This is a genomic window from Pseudoalteromonas fenneropenaei (assembly GCF_042643375.1).
Classification (GTDB): Bacteria; Pseudomonadota; Gammaproteobacteria; order Enterobacterales; family Alteromonadaceae; genus Pseudoalteromonas; species Pseudoalteromonas fenneropenaei.
The window spans coordinates 278903-297543 of sequence record NZ_JBHRSD010000010.1; the positions used below are offsets into that span (position 1 = coordinate 278903).

The 18641-nt window shown below is 45.4% G+C and carries 16 protein-coding genes and 1 pseudogene; 6 read left to right on the plus strand and 11 right to left on the minus strand.

The window, feature by feature from the left end:
- Window positions 1-89: 89 nt before the first annotated feature.
- The 3 genes and pseudogenes from ACFOEE_RS05345 to guaB all read right to left on the minus strand — a co-directional run.
- Window positions 90-510: pseudogene (locus ACFOEE_RS05345) on the minus strand (IS5 family transposase); the annotation flags it as partial.
- A gap of 493 nt (window positions 511-1003) precedes the next feature.
- Window positions 1004-2578 (minus strand): glutamine-hydrolyzing GMP synthase, encoded by a 1575-nt coding sequence (gene guaA, locus ACFOEE_RS05355; RefSeq protein ID WP_377121667.1) that lies wholly within the window; start codon window positions 2576-2578, stop codon window positions 1004-1006.
- A gap of 112 nt (window positions 2579-2690) precedes the next feature.
- A complete protein-coding gene (guaB, locus tag ACFOEE_RS05360) occupies window positions 2691-4160 on the minus strand; it encodes an IMP dehydrogenase (protein ID WP_377121669.1) in 1470 nt (489 codons plus the stop codon).
- A 130-nt stretch (window positions 4161-4290) separates the two neighbouring features.
- On the opposite strand from guaB, the gene xseA reads away from it, so the two are divergent.
- The gene (gene xseA, locus ACFOEE_RS05365; RefSeq protein WP_377121671.1) at window positions 4291-5628 is read left to right on the plus strand and encodes an exodeoxyribonuclease VII large subunit; all 1338 of its coding nucleotides are present in this window, start codon (window positions 4291-4293) and stop codon (window positions 5626-5628) included.
- Between the two features lie 38 nt (window positions 5629-5666).
- Here the strand turns inward: xseA and ACFOEE_RS05370 are convergent, their stop codons facing one another.
- The 4 genes from ACFOEE_RS05370 to ACFOEE_RS05385 form a co-directional block, all read right to left on the minus strand.
- Window positions 5667-6305: a hypothetical protein gene (locus ACFOEE_RS05370; RefSeq protein WP_377121673.1), complete on the minus strand. Its 639-nt coding sequence runs from the start codon at window positions 6303-6305 to the stop codon at window positions 5667-5669.
- 63 nt (window positions 6306-6368) lie between these two features.
- Complete coding sequence (locus ACFOEE_RS05375) at window positions 6369-7055, minus strand: hypothetical protein (protein ID WP_377121675.1); 687 nt, start codon at window positions 7053-7055, stop codon at window positions 6369-6371.
- Window positions 7056-7069: 14 nt separating this feature from the next.
- Window positions 7070-7891, minus strand: a complete 822-nt coding sequence (gene cysE, locus ACFOEE_RS05380; RefSeq protein WP_377121677.1) for a serine O-acetyltransferase — start codon at window positions 7889-7891, stop codon at window positions 7070-7072.
- A 396-nt stretch (window positions 7892-8287) separates the two neighbouring features.
- Window positions 8288-11152, minus strand: a complete 2865-nt coding sequence (locus tag ACFOEE_RS05385) for a M16 family metallopeptidase (RefSeq protein WP_377121679.1) — start codon at window positions 11150-11152, stop codon at window positions 8288-8290.
- Between the two features lie 341 nt (window positions 11153-11493).
- On the opposite strand from ACFOEE_RS05385, the gene ACFOEE_RS05390 reads away from it, so the two are divergent.
- Entirely contained in the window at window positions 11494-12462 is a 969-nt protein-coding gene (locus ACFOEE_RS05390) for a methylenetetrahydrofolate reductase (protein WP_377121681.1), read from the plus strand.
- Window positions 12463-12547: 85 nt separating this feature from the next.
- Here ACFOEE_RS05390 and ACFOEE_RS05395 read toward each other — a convergent pair whose 3' ends face one another.
- Together ACFOEE_RS05395 and ACFOEE_RS05400 are read right to left on the minus strand one after the other, a co-directional pair.
- A complete protein-coding gene (locus ACFOEE_RS05395; protein WP_377121683.1) occupies window positions 12548-13774 on the minus strand; it encodes a DEAD/DEAH box helicase in 1227 nt (408 codons plus the stop codon).
- 42 nt (window positions 13775-13816) lie between these two features.
- Entirely contained in the window at window positions 13817-14512 is a 696-nt protein-coding gene (locus tag ACFOEE_RS05400; protein WP_377121685.1) for a DUF3581 family protein, read from the minus strand.
- A gap of 124 nt (window positions 14513-14636) precedes the next feature.
- On the opposite strand from ACFOEE_RS05400, the gene ACFOEE_RS05405 reads away from it, so the two are divergent.
- Window positions 14637-15431 (plus strand): SDR family oxidoreductase, encoded by a 795-nt coding sequence (locus tag ACFOEE_RS05405; protein WP_377121687.1) that lies wholly within the window; start codon window positions 14637-14639, stop codon window positions 15429-15431.
- Between the two features lie 79 nt (window positions 15432-15510).
- Here the strand turns inward: ACFOEE_RS05405 and ACFOEE_RS05410 are convergent, their stop codons facing one another.
- Window positions 15511-15822 carry a hypothetical protein gene (locus ACFOEE_RS05410; protein ID WP_377121689.1) on the minus strand — a complete coding sequence of 104 codons (312 nt, stop codon included), beginning with the start codon at window positions 15820-15822 and terminating at the stop codon, window positions 15511-15513.
- Between the two features lie 112 nt (window positions 15823-15934).
- Between ACFOEE_RS05410 and ACFOEE_RS05415 the strand changes: the two genes are divergently transcribed.
- From ACFOEE_RS05415 to ACFOEE_RS05425, 3 genes are all read left to right on the plus strand, one after another.
- Entirely contained in the window at window positions 15935-16837 is a 903-nt protein-coding gene (locus ACFOEE_RS05415; RefSeq protein WP_377121691.1) for a LysR substrate-binding domain-containing protein, read from the plus strand.
- Between the two features lie 106 nt (window positions 16838-16943).
- Entirely contained in the window at window positions 16944-17795 is an 852-nt protein-coding gene (locus ACFOEE_RS05420) for an SPFH domain-containing protein (protein WP_377121693.1), read from the plus strand.
- A complete protein-coding gene (locus tag ACFOEE_RS05425) occupies window positions 17795-18019 on the plus strand; it encodes an Arc family DNA-binding protein (RefSeq protein ID WP_377121695.1) in 225 nt (74 codons plus the stop codon). The genes ACFOEE_RS05420 and ACFOEE_RS05425 overlap by 1 nt, the downstream gene beginning before the upstream one ends.
- 230 nt (window positions 18020-18249) lie before the next feature.
- On the opposite strand, the gene ACFOEE_RS05430 is transcribed toward ACFOEE_RS05425, so the two are convergent.
- Window positions 18250-18564: a DUF6693 family protein gene (locus tag ACFOEE_RS05430; RefSeq protein ID WP_377121697.1), complete on the minus strand. Its 315-nt coding sequence runs from the start codon at window positions 18562-18564 to the stop codon at window positions 18250-18252.
- Window positions 18565-18641: the final 77 nt, after the last annotated feature.

Genomic DNA, 18641 nt, shown 5'->3' on the forward strand with positions numbered 1-18641 from the left:
CTCTATCTTTATCAGAGTATGACTTGCTGTTATTGCAATTGGATATTTTGCAGCTAATTTAGAGCCTGTTGAACTTTGGTGTGCATAATTCAACCAACCCACATGGGTAGCCATATTAATGAGAAGGCTAAAGCGACCACGCTATGATAATTTATCGTAGCGAGTTGCAACCCCTCGGTACTTTTTTATCTTCAGGAATGCATTTTCAACCAAATGCCTGTAACGATAAAGACACCAATCAATATCATCATTGCCCTGTTTGCTATTCCCTTTTCTGGGAATGACATGCTGTGCATCACAGCTTTCAATCAGCTCTCGCAATGGCTGGCTGTCGTAGCCTTTATCTGCTACTACGACCTCTACTTTAGGCGAAGATAAAATAAGTGACTCACCATAACTAACATCACGAGTTTGCCCTCCAGATAGTTCAAAATGAACAGGAAGACCTGCGCTATCTACAGCCAAATGTATTTTGGTCGAATTACCACCGCGACTTTTACCTATTGCCTGTTCGTGAGGTGCTTTAACGCTTGTTCCACTGTCCTAAGAAGTAGAACGCCAGCATCACAATGAACATCACGGCGAAGAAACCAAATACCTCCGCAAGGTTTTGGAGTGGAAAGTTAAACTCCATAATCAGTAATCCTTATCTAGTTACCTTTTTTAACAAAGCTTGCAACCTCTTCGTTGCGTTCCTGCTGGCGTTCCTGGGCATACGAAACGTAGTCCTTAACGTCGAAGATGTGCTTTTCTGGGTCGCTCTCTTTCCATTCCGCGTGTTCTTGGCGGGAGTGTACATCCATGCCCCACCAAAAACACTCAGCATGGTATCGGGCGTAATCAATGGCATTACCGATGAATCATACCCATCAAAATACCACGGTCAAACCGTGCTTGGCGTTGCCAGACATTGCCAAAAATGACTAACCAAAAAACAAAAAAGCCCGCTACAAAGCGGGCTTCAATAATACTGTCAGATAATTCTTAGTCAATTAAAGGGATATTATTCCCACTCAATTGTTGCTGGTGGCTTGCCTGAAATATCATAAACAACACGTGAAATGCCGTTGATTTCGTTGATGATGCGGTTTGAAACGCGACCAAGGAAGTCATACGGTAAATGTGACCAACGTGCAGTCATAAAGTCGATGGTTTCAACGCAGCGAAGTGAAACAACCCAATCGTACTTACGTGCATCGCCCATTACGCCTACAGACTTAACAGGTAAGAATACCGTAAAGGCTTGTGATACTTTGTGGTAAAGCTCAGCTTTGTGCAGTTCTTCAATGAAGATAGCGTCTGCACGGCGTAGCAAATCGCAGTACTCTTTCTTGATTTCACCAAGTACACGTACACCTAGACCGGGGCCTGGGAACGGGTGGCGATACAACATGTCGTAAGGAAGGCCAAGCTCAAGACCAATTTTGCGCACTTCGTCTTTGAATAGCTCACGGATAGGCTCAACCAGACCAAGCTCCATATCTTCTGGTAAGCCACCCACGTTGTGGTGAGATTTGATCACGTGTGCTTTACCCGTTGCTGAGGCAGCTGATTCAATGACGTCTGGGTAAATCGTACCTTGTGCAAGCCACTTAGCATTAACACGCTTAGACGCTTCTTCATCGAATACTTCAATGAATGTACGGCCAATCGCTTTACGTTTTGCCTCTGGCTCATCAATACCTTCAAGTGCTTTTAAGAAGCGCTCTTCTGCATCCACTTTTACAATGTTCAGACCAAACTTATCACCGAACATATCCATCACTTGCTGGCCTTCGTTTAAACGAAGTAAGCCGTTGTCGACGAATACACACGTAAGCTTGTCACCAATTGCACGGTGAATAAGCATGGCTACGACTGATGAATCTACACCACCAGAAAGACCAAGGATAACTTCATCATCACCCACTTTTTCTTTAATGCGAGCAATCGCATCTTCGATAATTTGCGCAGGTGTCCAGAGTTTTTCACAGCCGCAAATGTCGATAGCAAAACGCTCAAGTAGACGTAAACCTTGGTGCGTGTGCGTCACTTCTGGGTGGAATTGGACGCCGTAAAAACGTTTTTCTTCCCAAGACATAGCCGCATGTGGGCAAGTATCGGTCTTTGCCGATGTTTGGAATGTTGGTGGGATCTCAACCACTTTATCACCGTGGCTCATCCATACATCTAAAATACCCAGACCGTTTTCGATGTGGTCCTGGATATCTTTAAATAGTGCACAGTCAGACACTTTTTCGACTTTGGCATAGCCGAACTCTTTCTGATTTGAGCTTTCAACACGGCCACCTAATTGCATTGCCATGGTTTGCATACCATAACAAATACCTAGTACTGGCACGCCGGCATTAAATACATACTCAGGTGCGCGTGGGCTGTTTTGCTCTGTTGTCGACTCAGGGCCGCCAGACAGGATAATACCTTGTGGGTTGAATTCGCGAATTTGCTCTTCAGTTACGTCCCAAGCCCAAAGCTCACAGTAAACGCCGATTTCACGGACGCGACGGGCGATAAGTTGAGTGTACTGCGAACCGAAGTCTAGGATCAGAATGCGGGAATCATGAATGTCTTTGCTCATGGAGATCTCGTGAGTTAACAATCGAATCTTAAGTAAACCCTACTACGAAGGCTTACCGTAAAAATTAACTGGGCCAGCTGAACTGGCCCGTGCAAGCACTTAGTGTAAGCACTTAGCCTAAACGGTAGTTTGGCGCTTCTTTGGTGATTTGCACGTCATGAACGTGTGATTCACCCATACCCGCTGATGTCACGCGCACAAATTGCGGTTTCACATTGAGTTCAGCGATAGTCGCACAACCCGTTAAACCCATTGCACTGCGAATACCACCCATTTGCTGGTGGATAATGGTAGCGATTGGGCCTTTATAAGCCACGCGACCTTCAATCCCTTCTGGTACTAACTTTTCAGCTTGCTTTGAAGTTTGGAAATAACGGTCTGATGAACCTTCTTTTTGGTTCATGGCACCCAGTGAACCCATACCACGGTAAGATTTGTAGTAACGGCCTTGGTACAATTCAACTTCACCTGGTGCTTCTTCAGTACCCGCGAACATTGAACCTACCATCACACATGAAGCGCCAGCAACCAGGGCTTTTACGATATCGCCAGAGAAGCGAATACCGCCGTCAGCGATAACTGGAATACCGCGCTCTTTCATTGCACCGGCAGCATCTGATACCGCAGTTAATTGTGGTACACCACAACCCGTAACGATACGCGTAGTACAGATTGAGCCAGGGCCAATACCCACTTTAACCGCATCGGCGCCAGCATCAGCAAGGGCAATTGCACCTTCCGCCGTGGCGACGTTACCAGCAACGATTTGTAGCTTTGGATAGGCTGCGCGAGTCGCCTTAACACGCTCGATAACACCTTGTGAGTGGCCGTGTGAAGTGTCGATAAGAAGTACGTCAACGCCCGCTTCAACTAATGCCGCGATTCGCTCGTCAGTACCTGCGCCTACACCAACGGCTGCGCCAACACGTAAACGACCTAACTCGTCTTTACATGCGTTCGGCTTTTCTTGCGCTTTTTGATAGTCTTTTACTGTGATAAGGCCTTTCAAAGTGAATGCATCATCAACAACCAAGATTTTTTCGATACGGTGTTCGTGCATCAGGCCTAGGATCTCTTCACGAGACGCACCTTCTTTTACTGTTACTAAGCGCTCTTTGGTGGTCATTACTGACGACACTGGCTTATCTAACTTAGTTTCGAAACGCATATCACGGCCGGTAACTATCCCTTCTAGTTGGTTGTTTGCGCCAACCACAGGGAAACCAGAGAAACCTTTCTCTTCGGCTAATGTCATCGCTTCAGCGATGGTTAAAGAAGCAGGCACGGTCACAGGGAAAGAAACTATCCCAGCTTCGTACGTTTTTACTTTACGTACGTTACGCGCTTGTTCTTCGATGGTCATATTTTTGTGGATAAAACCGATCCCGCCTTCTTGTGCAAGCGCAATGGCTAAACGAGCTTCAGTTACTGTGTCCATAGACGCAGAAACAAGAGGAATGTTGAGCTTGATTGAACGAGTCAGACGAGTTTCGAGGTTTGCCGTATGTGGCAGCACAGTTGAATGAGCAGGTACTAAAAGTACGTCATCAAAGGTAAGGGCTTCTTTTGCAATTCTTAGCATGGTGCGGCTTCTCTCAATAGGACTGAGTGTAAGGAATTGCGTGCGAATTTTATCAGCGATCCTAAAATGAGTAAAGCACCGTTTGCAAAAATTATGATAAACTCGCTTTTTTAAGTAGCAGGATTACCCCGTGCAGCCAACCGAGATCTACAGCGTTTCCAAGCTAAACCGCGACATTCGCAGCGTATTGGAGCAAGGTTTTGCCAGTTTACGTTTAACTGGAGAGATCTCAAATTTTATCGCGGCGAGCTCAGGTCATTGGTATTTCTCGCTAAAAGACGACAAAGCCCAAGTCAAAGCGGCGATGTGGCGTGGCAATAACCGCTATGCGCGGTTTCGCCCAGAAAACGGTGCGCAAGTGCTGGTTCATGCCCGTATTTCAGTGTATGAGCCACGAGGTGAATATCAGCTCATTGTCGAACATATCGAGCCTGCCGGCGAAGGGCTACTTAAACAACAATTTGAAGCCTTGAAAATGCGCCTCGCCGCTGAAGGCCTGTTTGCCACCGCACACAAAAAACCGATCCCAAACCAGATCCATACTGTCGGTGTCATCACCTCCCCGACGGGCGCCGCCATTCGCGATATTTTGACAGTATTAAAGCGCCGCGCGCCGCAATTGGCGGTAGTCATTTACCCTTGCCTCGTGCAAGGGCAAGAAGCCGCCGCACAAATTGCCGCGCGCATCGCCCTTGCCAATCAACGCAATGAAGTCGATGTGCTATTGGTTGGTCGTGGTGGTGGTTCTTTGGAAGACTTGTGGTGTTTTAATGAGGAGCTAGTTGCGCGGGCAATTTTTGCCAGCCGTTTACCTATCATCAGCGCTGTTGGCCATGAAATCGACACCACCATCGCGGACTATGTGGCCGATTTGCGGGCGCCAACCCCATCTGCGGCAGCTGAATTGGTTTGCCCAGATCAAAGCCAGCTCTTAGCACGCAGCCAAACTCTCAAAGCCACCCTGTTGCATGCTTGGCGTCAGCAACACCACCAGCGCCTTAATCAATTAGCCAACTTACGTCATCGGCTGGCGCTCACGCATCCACAGCACCAACTGCGTCAACAACAACAGCAATTGGATGAACTCACCATCAGATTGCAGCGGGCGATGCAAAGGCGGCTTGAACAGCAGCACGCCGCTTTGGCACGTATGCAAGCTAGGTTACAGCAACAAGCGCCGCATTTAACCCTACTTTCAGCCAAACACCAGCTTAGCAATTTGCAACAACGCTTGAGCCAAGCGATGCAAAAATCGCTTAAAACCGAGCAACAAAAACTGGCCATGCTGAGCGCGCGGCTTGATAGCATCAGCCCATTACAAGTGTTGGCACGTGGCTACAGTATCAGCAAGCAACATGGCAAAGTGATCAAAACCTTGCACGACCTCGATGCCGAGCAAACTTTAGTGACCGAGCTGTTAGATGGGCAAGTTACCAGCACCATTACCAGCATTACGCCGCGTAGTTAACCTGAGGTATGGATAAACAATGGCCTCAACTTGCGCTATTAGCGGGGTCGCCTAGAGCGACGCTCTTCGCGTTTACGAATTTCCTCTAAACGCTCGCGCTCTTCTACCACCATTTCCGTCATGGCCGTTTTCAACTCAGACTCAAGGCTTTGGCTGCCTGCTAGTTGTGCTTCCAACGCTTCCAGCTCTTTGTCCGTTTGGCTTTTATCATAGGCTTTTAATGCCAGTGCATTAACACTGGCCACTGGCGCTTGAGGTGCGGGGACATCAGGCATAGTTGGCGCGTTAATCACCATTTGCCTAGCCGCCACGGGCTTTTTTAAAGCATTGATTTTGGCTTGCAGTTTTTCAATTTGCTCTTGCACTGCAGCTAAAGTTTGCTCAAGTTTTTCATAACGACGTTTAAATTCTTGATTAGAATCTTTATACCCCGCCGCTTCGGCATCTAATGGTGAAGTTGCGCTTTGATTTGATTCTTCAGATTCAGTGAAATTAATATGCACATGGTTTTTTCCGCCAACAGCGCTGTCAGCATTAGGCGCGCGATCCGATCCGCTAAGAGTTTGAGAATTCAAGTGAGATTGAGAGTTTAAGTGAGATTGGGCGGTGCGCGCATTTGCGATAGGCAAATTTGCTATCTGTTGTACAGTATCAGCACGCGATGGAATGCTGGTCATATTTGGCTCCTTGCCAGAGACTAAGATATTCAGATATCGACCAGCTGAACCTATGCTTTAGCCTTATTTTGTGGGCCTATTTTGCAGAATAACCTTGGTGCTCACTTTAATACTCATTTCCTCGTCACTAGAACGTGACGAAGAGGTTTGAAATTTGCGCCACCACTCAGTTTCGAACATCGAATCTGCAACAGTCCGCCACGTTTTACTATCAAATTTATCTTTATTGCGAGGCACAAAACTAAACTGACACACAGTCGTTTTACAGCCCACTGAGGCGACTTCAATCTGTTCCGAAAAGCCCTTTTGGAACAAGAAATCGCGGATCTGCAGCTCGGTTTCATCAGCAAATTGCGGGTCGCGCAGTTCAGCTTCAAACACATCCATCATTTGTTTATCTATATCTTGTGGACTTGCCCGTCTACTGAGCGTGCTCTTCAAATCATTAATGGTTTGCTGTAAGGCTTGGTTTTCAGCCATCAGCAAATGCACATCAGGCAATTCGTCGTTTTGGTAAGTGGGCTCTAGTTGGCTTGGCGTGGCTACCGTTTTAGGTTCCTGTGCTTGCTCGGCACGATTAGCAGACGCTCTGGCTAAGGTTTGGGGTCTTTGTACTTCAGGCGTAGGCTCAGGCGCAGCAACAGAGTTCACCACAGCTGCTGGCCGAGAAGTGGTAAGCCAATCCTCGGCTATTATAGTGGCACAAATACCTACAACAACACCCGAAACAAAAATGACAATTCCTTTCATAGCGCGTCTTTTAGCTAAACCGAACTCAGCGCCATCTTATCAGAGTTTTCATCGCCTGTATCATCGTTCAAAAAGTTTTGATCCATGCTTTCTGCCGGACAAACACAAGCTTTACCCACCACTTTAGCAGGAATACCCACCACCGTAGTATGCTCAGGTACGGCCTTTAACACTACAGAGCCTGCGCCAATGCGTGCGCCTTCACCAACTATGATATTACCTAGCACTTTGGCACCGGCACCAATCAACACCCCATCACGAATTTTCGGATGACGGTCACCCTGCTCGTTACCTGTACCGCCAAGCGTCACGCCTTGTAGAATTGAGACATTATCGCCAATTACCGCGGTTTCACCTATGACTATACCAGTCGCATGGTCAAACATAATGCCATGGCCGACTTGACAAGCAGGATGGATGTCAACACCAAATACTTCGGAGGTACGGCTTTGAATAAATCTGGCCAATTCTTTACGTTGTTGTCGCCACAGGCAGTGAGCCAGTCGATGAGCTTGGATGGCATGGAAACCCTTGAGGTTTAATAGTACGTTGAGATAACTATCGGCAGCCGGGTCTCTATCTTTAACCGCTTTAATATCATGTGCCACATGCGTCAGCATGCTGTCACAGCGCACAAAAGCTTGGTCAAACAGTTCGCGAATGGTAAATGCCGATACCACAGCGTCGGCCAGTTTATTAGCGACGATAAAACTCAGCGCAGCACCCAAGCACTCATGGTTTAACACGCTGGAATAGACATGGCTGGCCAATAAGGGTTCTTTTTTTACAAGCTCCGTCGCTTCATCGCGGAGTTTTTGCCAAATCTCATGGCGCATAGGTCACCTCTAAAAAACTGTCTACCCTGATATGGGTTTAGTCTACCCAATTTCAAATGCAAAGTGTCTAAGTGAAATTACATTTATGGTTATAACTAATAACTATTTTCATCAATTGGATAACGAATCGCCACATGCCAATAGGCTGCTACCCTTAGCGAATGAAATGATGGGTGATAAACACAGTTTAGTATCGCAAACTTTTACACAAAGCTGGCGTAGTTACATTTAATCATTTCCTTCATCATCATTTCTCCAAGGAGCGCGATATAAAGTCGCGCCTTGGGTAAAACATCAATGATGATAACCAGTTACTGAAGTCGATGATTTAGAATCGAAAACAAAAAAGCCGCAGTAGGTTACCGCGGCTTTGCTTAGCATAAAATGACTTACTGCTTATTTAAAAACGTCTTCAACCGCTTGCACGCGAATATGCTTAGCAGGTATTGCTAATGGATAAACCGCGATTTGCTTATCTTCGTTAACAAGTTCCGCTGGTTTTTCGGTATTGTATTCAAGCGGTGATGCTTGTTCATTAGCAAGGCGCGCCTGCATATCTTTACCATCGCCCGTAATAAACACATAGTGAATGTTATCCGTTTGCAAATTCTCGCGAATGACGCGATTGACATCTGCCACGGTTAAACCTGCTAACTGTTTACGCACATATTCAACAAAGTTTGCGGTGTTGTAGAATTGGCTATCCAGCGCATAACCCAATTGACGGTCTTGGCTTGCAACCAATTGCGGCACAAAGTTAATGAGGAAATTACGTGTCGCGTCAAAGTCCGCTTGGCTCATGCCATTTTTGATGAGCTTGTCCAACTCATACAACGCAGTACGAGTGGCAAAATGGGCATCGTTGTTTGAGCGTAGCGGTCGTAACCATACTTGGAAAATTTGCTCAGAACGACCTAAGTTTGCATCCGGTTTAGTTTGGAACATACCACGAGGGAAGTATTCAATATACGCGTAATCACCGTAGTTCATGCCACGCTCTTGACGAATACGTTGATACAAGAAGCTATTCGAGCTGCGGTGTTCACCAAAGTAAGATCGCACTAACCATAATGCCGTCCAATCTTTACTTGAACGAATAGTATCAATCGGGAAACCAAACGAAACCGCGGTAGACTGAGCATTTTTTTCCACGATAGTAGCGTGTTTGCCCTTTAATACTGGCGCATCCGGAATACTTAACCGACGTTCATCACCTTTAGGTAAACGTGTTAAGTCGTTTAACATTTTGGCTTTCACCTCAGCAGGTAACGCGCCAGTTAAACCCACATTAAGCTTAGCTTGAGTGAACTGAGTGCGATAAAACGCTTTGACATCCTCAATTGTCAGTGCTTCTAAATCAGATAGGTCGCCAGCATTGAAGCTTTCATAGGGGTGACCTTGGTAAAGGGCAGAATATAACACTTCTTTACCTAGCTCTTCATCGTTAGAGGCTTTTAAGCCCGCTTTAATGCTGTCGATCAGTTCCTTTTTCAAACGCGAGAAATCATCGTCACGGAACCCTGGGTTAAGCAATTGCTCAGCCACCAGTGCATACCAAGTTGCTGCGTTATCTTTATGCACACGGCCACGTAACGACACCATTTCTTTGTCAATTTGTGAGCTAAAACTGCCCGCCAACGGATACATGGCTTTTTGAATTTCTTTGTAAGACTTAGTTTGACTACCACCGCCCGCAATCATAGCCGCAGTTAACGCAGCGACGCCTTTTTTCCCAGCAGGATCAGCCGCCGCACCGGTATAAAACAGGAAGTTCACATCCACTAATGGCGACGAGTTGGTTTTATCAAGCACTTTAAAGTGACGCTCTGGTGTTGCACTGGCCTGTGCTACCGCATCAGACAAACTCACTTCATGCTCAAAACCTGCAATTTTGTCTAATGCAGACATAGTCACTGTAGTGCGGCTGTTATCAACAAAATACTGGTTGGCAATACGACGAATATCTTCTGCCGTCACCGCATCCGCTGACGCATATAGCTGATTGATCACCTCAGGGTCGCGTTTAAAATGCATATAGCTGGCAAGGGTGTCTGCTATCGCTTCTGAAGAATCCAAGCCATTAACAAAGCGGTACTTGAGGTTTGATTTCAGCGCGGCTAACTTATCTTCAGCAATAAGCTCAGTACGCGCTTTAGCATAGGTACGATTAATCGCATCACGCACGACCGCTAAATCAGATTCTTTGTCCACTTTTACAAACACATGCAGCAGACCTGGATCTTTGGTTTCTGGATTGTAAGTAAACATCTGACTGGCGATTTGCTTCTCTACCACCAGCTCTTGATAAAGCTCAGAGTTTTCAGAGAAATAAAGTTGTGAGATCAAATCCAGCGCTGCACGATCCTTTTTAGTTGGCTCCCATGCTGTGCCTTTGTAAGACACCAAAACCCAGTGACCTGGTAAGCCGTCATATTGCTCATGTACATAACGCGGGGCAGTTTGCTGTGGCTCAACCGGAATATCCGCGACATAATTGCCACGCTGCCAGCCGCCCCAATGTTTTTTCACCATTTCAAGAGTGGCTTTAGGGTCAACATCACCGACTATCACTAACGACACATATTCTGGCTTATAAAAACGTTCAAAGAAGCTTTTGCCATAGGCCATTTGCTCTGGCATAGCTTCAATATCTTCAAAAAAGCCCATGGTAGTGTGTTTATAGGTGTGTTTATCAAAGGCTTCTTTACGCACAGCGTTGAGCAACTTACGCACTGGACTGGCGTTGTTTTTTAGATACTCACCTTTTACTGTCAGCGCTTCAGTGCGGAACTGCTCTTCGCTGTAACTTAAACCTTGGAAAATATCCGCTTGAATTTCCAACACTTTATCTAAGTGTTCTTTAGAGAAGTTAAGGTGGTAGTTGGTGTAATCGTTAGTGGTATAAGCGCGATTATCAACCCCAGAATTTTTTAGGATATCGGCGTACACATCTTGCGGGAATTTTTCAGAGCCTTTAAACATCATATGTTCAAAGAAATGCGCAAAACCGGTTTTACCTGCTTCGACTTCATTACGCGAACCAACCGACACTGGAATTTGTAGCGAGACAACATCAGGATAATTGGTTTTCACCACCATAACGCGTAAGCCGTTTGGTAGTTCCTCTAGCACATAATTTTCGGAAAATACTTTGTTAGTTGCGGTGTTTTGCCCGTTGGTGTTTTTTGCATTGTCGCTACTGACACAGCCCGTCAGTGCCAAAGTAACCGCCAAGCTGCTGGCAAGAAGTTTAAATTTCATAAAATCCCTACGGTTATTCTTATCAAGAAACTGACTTAGCAAACCGCCTGTCACCCTGCAATATCAGGGCTATAAACCAGTGGCTAAGCTATTAAACTGTTCAATTATGCCTTATTGCAGCATTTTTGCGGCAAAATCCGTCAAGATAAATGTAAACAAATATGACGCTTAGCTGACTTAACCCACTTTATCGCGACGCAATTTATTTTGCCGCTACCCATATGAACTTGAAGGAAATTCATAATTGTTGAAGATCTTTCACTAAAAAAATCTATCTAGACGTCTAAATGGCTGCTATATTAGCCACTATCAACGAGACAAGTTTGCTGGGAATGAGGATCATGGCGTTATCACTTGAAGAGAAAATCTTAGACCCGAATCAGGGGGTTTATCTGATTGGTACCACACCACCTAAGCTGGGTACTGATGAAGCACAACTAAAAGTGATTGCTGAAAAACTGCTTGGCCGTTTGCATGAAATTGAATATGACGGTGTGGTTATCTACGACATTCAAGATGAAAGCAGCCGAACTGAACTGCCTCGTCCATTTCCATTTAAACAAACTGTTGATCCGCGTGAATATAGCCGCCTTTTGAAAGACTTATCACATTTAGACGTGATCACCTATAAAAGTGTTGCGCAGCGCAGTAAAGCGGAATTTAGCCAATGGTTAGATGAAACCAAACGCGACTATAAGCTGAAAAACTTGGTATTAGTGGGTAGCCCTTCTTCGCAAGGTGAGATTAAACTGCCGTTGTCGGATGCGTATCAGACTTTACAAACTCATAATGAATCGTTCTTTTTAGGCGGTGTCACGATTGCAGAGCGCCATGCCAACAAACGCAATGAACATGAACGTTTGATTGAAAAAACCAAGCAAGGCTGCGAGTTCTTTATTTCTCAAGCGGTTTACAATGCCCAAGCGACTATCGACCTTATCACCAGTTACGCGCGCACGTGTCGCCAACAAGGCTTAACACCTAAACGCATCATACTGACCTTTACCCCATGTGGCGGTGAAAAAACCCTGACTTTTATGGAGTGGCTTGGCATTTCAGTACCAGAAGCGACTAAATGGCGTATTTTAGACGCCAAAGAGCCGCTTAATGAGTCTATTCGTATTTGTCGTGAAGCGTTAGATTTAATTCTTAAGAGTTGCGCGCATTTAGACGTACCACTGGGTTTAAACATTGAAAGCTTAACCAACCGTAAAGAAGAGATTGACGCCTCAATGAACCTTTACCGCATATTAAAAGCGACCATGGAACTAAGCCTAGCTGAAAAGCAAATTGCATCGCTGTCAGCCTAATCAGAGCTGTCCACGCTAAAGCATTAAGGCGAGCACTCGCTCGCCTTATGCATTTAAATTATAAACACTTTTAGTTATCGGTTAGCTATCTACGTTTGGGCGCTCTTTGCCCTAAAATACGCTTTTTATCCCGTGATTTACGGGCGCTGTTGGAGTTGCGTTTGATATTTTTTGGCTCGCGATTAAGGTCCGGCTCAAAACCCGGCACCCATTGTGGCGTAAGGCGCTCATCTAGCAGCACTTCTAACTCTTGTAACATCCACTCTTCATCAACACTGACAAACGACAATGCGAGACCTGCTTTACCAGCACGTCCTGTACGACCAATACGATGAATATAATCTTCTGCCACATAAGGAAGCTCTAGGTTAAAGACCACTTCCAATTCAGGAATATCAATCCCCCGCGCAGCAACATCGGTAGCCACGAGCACGCGAATTTTACCTTCTTTAAACTGCTCCAACGCTTTGTTGCGATGGCCTTGGGTTTTATCACCATGCAGCGCGCTGGCTGGCAAACCATCAAGAATAAATTCATTAACGTATTCATCGACTAACTGTTTGGTGCGAGCAAAGACCAGCACTTGGCGCCAATTGTTTTTACCAATTAAATACGCTGCCAGTTTTTGTTTTTTCTCTTCATCAACTGCGAAAAACTGTTGCGTGATAGGCGTTGCAGCGCGATTCGTACCAGCCACATTAATTCGCACTGGCTGCTCAAGCAGTACATTCGCTAGCTCTTCAATGGCGCTGTCGATAGTCGCTGAAAACAATAACGACTGGCGTTTTGCTGGCAAGCGGCGGCGAATACGTTGGATCTCATCTTTAAAGCCCATGTCCAGCAAGCGGTCTGCTTCATCAAACACCACAGTTTCAATCGCCGACAAGCTTAATGAGCCTTTGATAAGATGATCTAACAACCGTCCGGGGGTTGCCACTACAACATCCACGCCACTGGCTAAGCGTTCGCATTGCGGGCCAATATTGGCACCACCTTGCAACAACACAAATTTAAGCGGGCTATGTTCCGCCAGTGCTTCACCATGCTTGACGATTTGCTGCGCTAATTCTCGGGTTGGCGCTAATACTAAAGCCCTTGGTACGCCATGAGTTTCACGGCTAAGTAGGCGATGTAAAATCGGTAACAAAAACGCGGCCGTTTTACCACTGCCGGTTTCGGCGCTGGCTAATAAGTCTTGACCACTCAGTACTGCAGGAATGGCATCGGCCTGAATGGGCGTTGGGTTATCAAAGCCTAAGGCCTGTAATGATGTTAACAGCGCAGGGGCGAGTTGCAGAGATTGGAAAGACATAAACGGCTCACTTGATTCAATGAGCCGTGATTATAACAAAAGTTATTTCAAAGTGGCTTTACGATTGTTGTAATAATCAATTAACGCAGCCACTTCTTGTTCGCAATAGGCTTTAATGCCAGATACCAGCATGTGCTTTTCGCCGTGGCCCACTATTTGTTCGCCATTTTTCAAGTCAAAACGCAATACGATTTTGCCGCGTTTACCATCAAAACTAAATTCATGCTTACCGGCCACCAAAGTCACTGCATCTAGCGCTAAAGTGTCTAACACTATGCTCATAGATTCATAAATCACCATTGGTCGAGCTGGGTTTATCATCACGCTTTGCTCAGCCATTAAAGGAATAATGACATGTGGAAAGGTCGTGCCAGAAAACGCTACGTAATTGCTGATAAGGCTGTCGATTAAACTTGCTTGCTGCGAGTTTTCACCCTCACGCTCAACGATCAGCATGGTTTTTTCGGCGCTAGTGATTTTTAGCTCATTACCACTTTCAGGCAGCACTAATTTTGATGTTTCATCAACCATACCGGCGAAGCTAAACGCCATGTTATTGCTTACGCCATACTTTTCTAATACCAAAGAAAACAGCAAATCACCGGGAACACAGAACTTTTTGGCATCAACATCATGCAGCGGGTTAAAATCATCAGCAATTTGTTTAGCAAAGGCACTGCCCTGCTCACGGCTGATCACAATAGTATTCTCTTCCTGCTGATAAAACGGCGCTAACATAGAATTACTCATATACGACATAAAAACTGCGACATACTACCAGAATAATCCCGCTTAGAGGTCGAATCTGTTATAAAAAAGTGTCATAGTTGGTGACACTTTCTTAAAATCGGTCATAACAACAATGCTAACACTCACCGATAAAGTTATCTGGATCACCGGCGCTTCTGGCGGCATTGGCGAAGCGCTTGCCAACCAGTGTGCCAAACAAGGCGCCAAAGTCGTCTTATCTGCACGCCGTTTAAGCGAATTAGAACGTGTTCAGCAAAGCCTGCCAAACTCAGCAAATCACTTATGTTTGCCACTCGATATTTGTAATAGCGCGAGTGTCAGCGCTGCACTTGCTGCAATAAAAGCGACTTACGGCAAACTCGATTGGCTTATTAATAACGCGGGCCTTAGCCAACGAGCGTTGGTGCAAGACACCACTATGGCCACCGAGCGGCAATTATTTGAAGTCGATTATTTTGCGCCTGTGAATATGACCCGCGAAGCTTTACCAATGCTATTAGCCTCGCAAGGCAAAGTGATATTTATTTCCAGTGTTGCTGGCTTAGTTGGCACGCAATACCGGAGCAGCTATAGCGCCGCCAAAGCCGCGATTCATCTTTGGGCTAATTCACTGCGCGCTGAGTTATACGATCAAGGCCTCAGCGTTGCCACCGTATTCCCCGGTTTTGTGAATACCAATGTGTCGCTCAATGCCTTAACTGGCGATGGCACCCCACTTGGTGAGATGGACAGTGCTCAGGCTAATGCCATGAGTGCTGAAGACTTTGCCATTCGTACGCTCAAAGCGCTGCAACAAGGCCGTAGTTATATCGTGGTCGGCGGCTTTAAGGAGCGCTTGGCGGTGTGGGTGTCAAGACTCTCGCCAGAATGGCTGTATCGCATGATCCGCAAAAGCCAAGTACGCTAAAAAGATAGAGAGATACGCTAAAGCGTTAAATAAAAGCAAGTTATCCCAAAAATGCGAATAACTTGCTCAACTGGGGTCGTTACAGCTGCGCCAATAATGCTTTAGCAACAGGGCGGGTTAAACAGGCTTGCATAGGGGTTTTGCGAAACTGCTTTTTGCTGACTAGCTGAGTTTCGCCGACATAAGGTTTACTTAACTCTGTCGACTGCACTTTAATCGAACACTCAACCTTATCATCCTGCATTGCGTAGTTCAGCTCAACGCGGTCTGCACGCATAATGACGTTCTTGTACGGAAACCCTTCGTCTGTGTCTAAGGTCTCAGAATTACTGCTATTTGCTAAGGCATTAACGCTTACTAACAATAACCATAAAATACTTAATTGCTTCATGTTACTCATTCCCATCATGTGACCAGTTGTTGCCATTATGGTGAATGACAAATTCTCCTGACAAACGATAAAAACTCGCTTATAGTTAAGAAAATCTTAATCATTTAGCACTATGAATCTACCCCCGTTAAAAAGTTTGCACTATTTCAAGTTAGCTGCTGAACTAGGCAGTTTTAAGTTAGCGGCCGAGTCGCTATACGTGACCCAAGCCGCCGTAAGTCAACAAATTCGCTTATTGGAATCACAACTTGGGGTCACACTCTTTACCCGCCAAACCCGCAAAGTTGAACTTACAGCGCAAGGTAAGCAACTGCTGCCGTTTTTAACCAGTGCGTTTTTACATATTCAAAACGGCATTGAAAGCTTAAGTCGCGACCCCAATCCCAATTGCTTAACCTTATCGGTACTCCCCTCGTTTGCCTCCTGTTGGCTGTTGCCGCGCGTCAGTCAATTTCAAGCAGCACACCCAGATATCAATATTCGTATAGATCCAAGCGACGCACCCGCGAAATTTGATGAGGGACAAATTGATTTAGGTATTCGCTTCGGCCTAGGCCAATATCCAGAATTACACAGTGAAAAACTGTCCGCAGATTGTCTGCTGTTGGCCTATAAGCCCGGTATACTCGACCCCTCACAGCCTTTAAAAGCTCAGTTGCAAAAACAAAAATTGATTATGGATATTTGCCCCGACGCCGAACAAGCGTGGCGTTTACTATTTGCGGAACTCAACATGGATGAACATAACCTGCCGTCCAATCTTGCTATTGATAATGCCGCTTTGGTGGTACAAGCGGCATTGGCAGGCCAAGGGGTAGCAATGCTGCGCCAACGTCTTATCGAGCCGTTAGTCGCGCTTGGCCAATTGGAGGTGCTACCAACATTCCAACATCAATGCCGTTATCATTACTATCTGGTTGGCCCTACCAATCATTTCAATTGGCCAAAGGTAGAGATCTTCCATCGCTGGTTAGTACAACAATTTGCCGACAGTCCAGCAGTTGGTAAGAATTAACAACTCAGCAAAAATCGAGTTGTTTAATAAAGTCGGAACAAAAAACTTGCAGCGCAGTATTTTTAGAACTAATGTGATATCAAAATAATATCACATTGATGTTTTTATGAAGTCACTACAGGATAAACCCATATTGTCTATGTCGGGCTATGTTGCGGCATTTTTTGGCGTGGTTGCTTTGGCAGTCTCGGTTATTTGCGGGTTACAGCAGTTTTTACTGGTTGCTGCTATTAGTGCGCTTATCGCCGCAGTATTGCTAAAAGGCTTATTTTTGGTTAACCCAAATGAAGGCGCGGTTATGCAGTTATTTGGTCAGTATGCCGGTACGGAAAAAACCACTGGCTTACGCTGGGCTAACCCGCTGTTTAGTAAATCACGCATCTCACTGCGAGTAAGAAACTTTGATAGTGATAAGGTCAAAGTCAACGACAAACTAGGCAACCCGATTGAAATTGCCGCCGTGGTGGTATGGCGCGTAGTAGATGCGGCGCAGGCCAAGTTTGAAGTCGATGATTACGAAAACTTTGTCGCCATTCAATCTGAATCAGCCATTCGTAATATGGCGGTCTCTTACCCTTATGATTCACATCAAGAAGGCGAAGTGGCACTACGTAGTCATATTCAAGAAGTTGCTGAGCATTTAAAAAGCGAAATTCAGGAGCGTTTAGCCACGGCGGGGGTTGAAGTAATTGAAGCACGCTTAAGCCACTTAGCCTATGCCCAAGAGATTGCTCACGCTATGCTGCAACGTCAACAAGCCATTGCCATTGTCGCTGCACGGCAAACCATAGTCGAAGGAGCCGTTGGCATGGTAAAATTGGCGTTAGAAAAGCTCAATGAAGAGCAGATAGTTGACTTGGATGACGAGCGTAAAGCCGCAATGGTCAGCAATTTACTCGTGGTGTTATGTGGCGACCAAAACACCCAACCAGTTATAAACACGGGATCTTTATATTAATGAGTCAAACCAGCAAGAAGAAGTCATTTGCGCTGCGTGTCCAACCTGAATTATTGGATGCACTGCAACGTTGGGCGGACGATGAGTTACGCAGCCTCAATGGGCAAATTGAATTTGTATTGCGCGATGCCTTGTTAAAAAGTGGCCGGATCAAACTCACCAGTCGCGTTATCACTGAAATTGAGTTAATCGAAAACGACGACGACCTAGCCAATAAAGACTAACCCCACCGCTGCCATGTGCTTATAAGGCAGCGGTTTTCCTCATACTTGCCACCTTGTTTGTCGTTTTGACAAGTGAATCAATAGTTTTGTGAATTGATATCTTATTTTGCAATCGTTACCAGCTCTGACGTTTTGTAAAATAGCAATTCATGCCGACAAGATAAAGACAACCGCATTCCAAAAATGCCATGTTGCATGGCTCCTTCTCGAGCGCCTTGTATGGTAAAAAATTACTCAATAACTGTATTATTTAAGGAGTAATTCCAGACTTTATAAAAGTAAAAGGCATAGCCCAAACCAAAGGTAATTATGGATATGACAATCCAAAGAATTACATGCCCTAAATTGCCAAACATATCGGTGCGACATGTCATTTTTCTTTGCATGCCGTTTTCATCAATTACTTGTGAACGATTAATGATGAATTTAGAAAATGAGTATGGAAAAAAGAATGCTCCAATACCAAAAGTGATTATTATCAAAATAAACCAAAGAATTAAATGCCCTAAAATATCGATGGTCCCTACATCAGCCTGAATTCTCATTTGAGCTCCTTATTCGAATACGACATAACAGATAACTAGACACTCACCTTATTGCTAAGCCTACAACTAGCTTGCTT

Coding starts and splice junctions, on each gene's coding strand:
- ACFOEE_RS05390 (WP_377121681.1), top strand. CDS start 11,494: ATGGCGTTATCACTTGAAGAGAAAATCTTAGACCCGAATCAGGGGGTT.
- ACFOEE_RS05405 (WP_377121687.1), top strand. CDS start 14,637: ATGCTAACACTCACCGATAAAGTTATCTGGATCACCGGCGCTTCTGGC.
- ACFOEE_RS05400 (WP_377121685.1), bottom strand. CDS start 14,512: ATGTTAGCGCCGTTTTATCAGCAGGAAGAGAATACTATTGTGATCAGC.
- ACFOEE_RS05420 (WP_377121693.1), top strand. CDS start 16,944: ATGAAGTCACTACAGGATAAACCCATATTGTCTATGTCGGGCTATGTT.
- guaA (WP_377121667.1), bottom strand. CDS start 2,578: ATGAGCAAAGACATTCATGATTCCCGCATTCTGATCCTAGACTTCGGT.
- guaB (WP_377121669.1), bottom strand. CDS start 4,160: ATGCTAAGAATTGCAAAAGAAGCCCTTACCTTTGATGACGTACTTTTA.
- ACFOEE_RS05425 (WP_377121695.1), top strand. CDS start 17,795: ATGAGTCAAACCAGCAAGAAGAAGTCATTTGCGCTGCGTGTCCAACCT.
- ACFOEE_RS05410 (WP_377121689.1), bottom strand. CDS start 15,822: ATGAAGCAATTAAGTATTTTATGGTTATTGTTAGTAAGCGTTAATGCC.
- ACFOEE_RS05375 (WP_377121675.1), bottom strand. CDS start 7,055: ATGAAAGGAATTGTCATTTTTGTTTCGGGTGTTGTTGTAGGTATTTGT.
- ACFOEE_RS05395 (WP_377121683.1), bottom strand. CDS start 13,774: ATGTCTTTCCAATCTCTGCAACTCGCCCCTGCGCTGTTAACATCATTA.
- ACFOEE_RS05385 (WP_377121679.1), bottom strand. CDS start 11,152: ATGAAATTTAAACTTCTTGCCAGCAGCTTGGCGGTTACTTTGGCACTG.
- cysE (WP_377121677.1), bottom strand. CDS start 7,891: ATGCGCCATGAGATTTGGCAAAAACTCCGCGATGAAGCGACGGAGCTT.
- ACFOEE_RS05430 (WP_377121697.1), bottom strand. CDS start 18,564: ATGAGAATTCAGGCTGATGTAGGGACCATCGATATTTTAGGGCATTTA.
- ACFOEE_RS05415 (WP_377121691.1), top strand. CDS start 15,935: ATGAATCTACCCCCGTTAAAAAGTTTGCACTATTTCAAGTTAGCTGCT.
- ACFOEE_RS05370 (WP_377121673.1), bottom strand. CDS start 6,305: ATGACCAGCATTCCATCGCGTGCTGATACTGTACAACAGATAGCAAAT.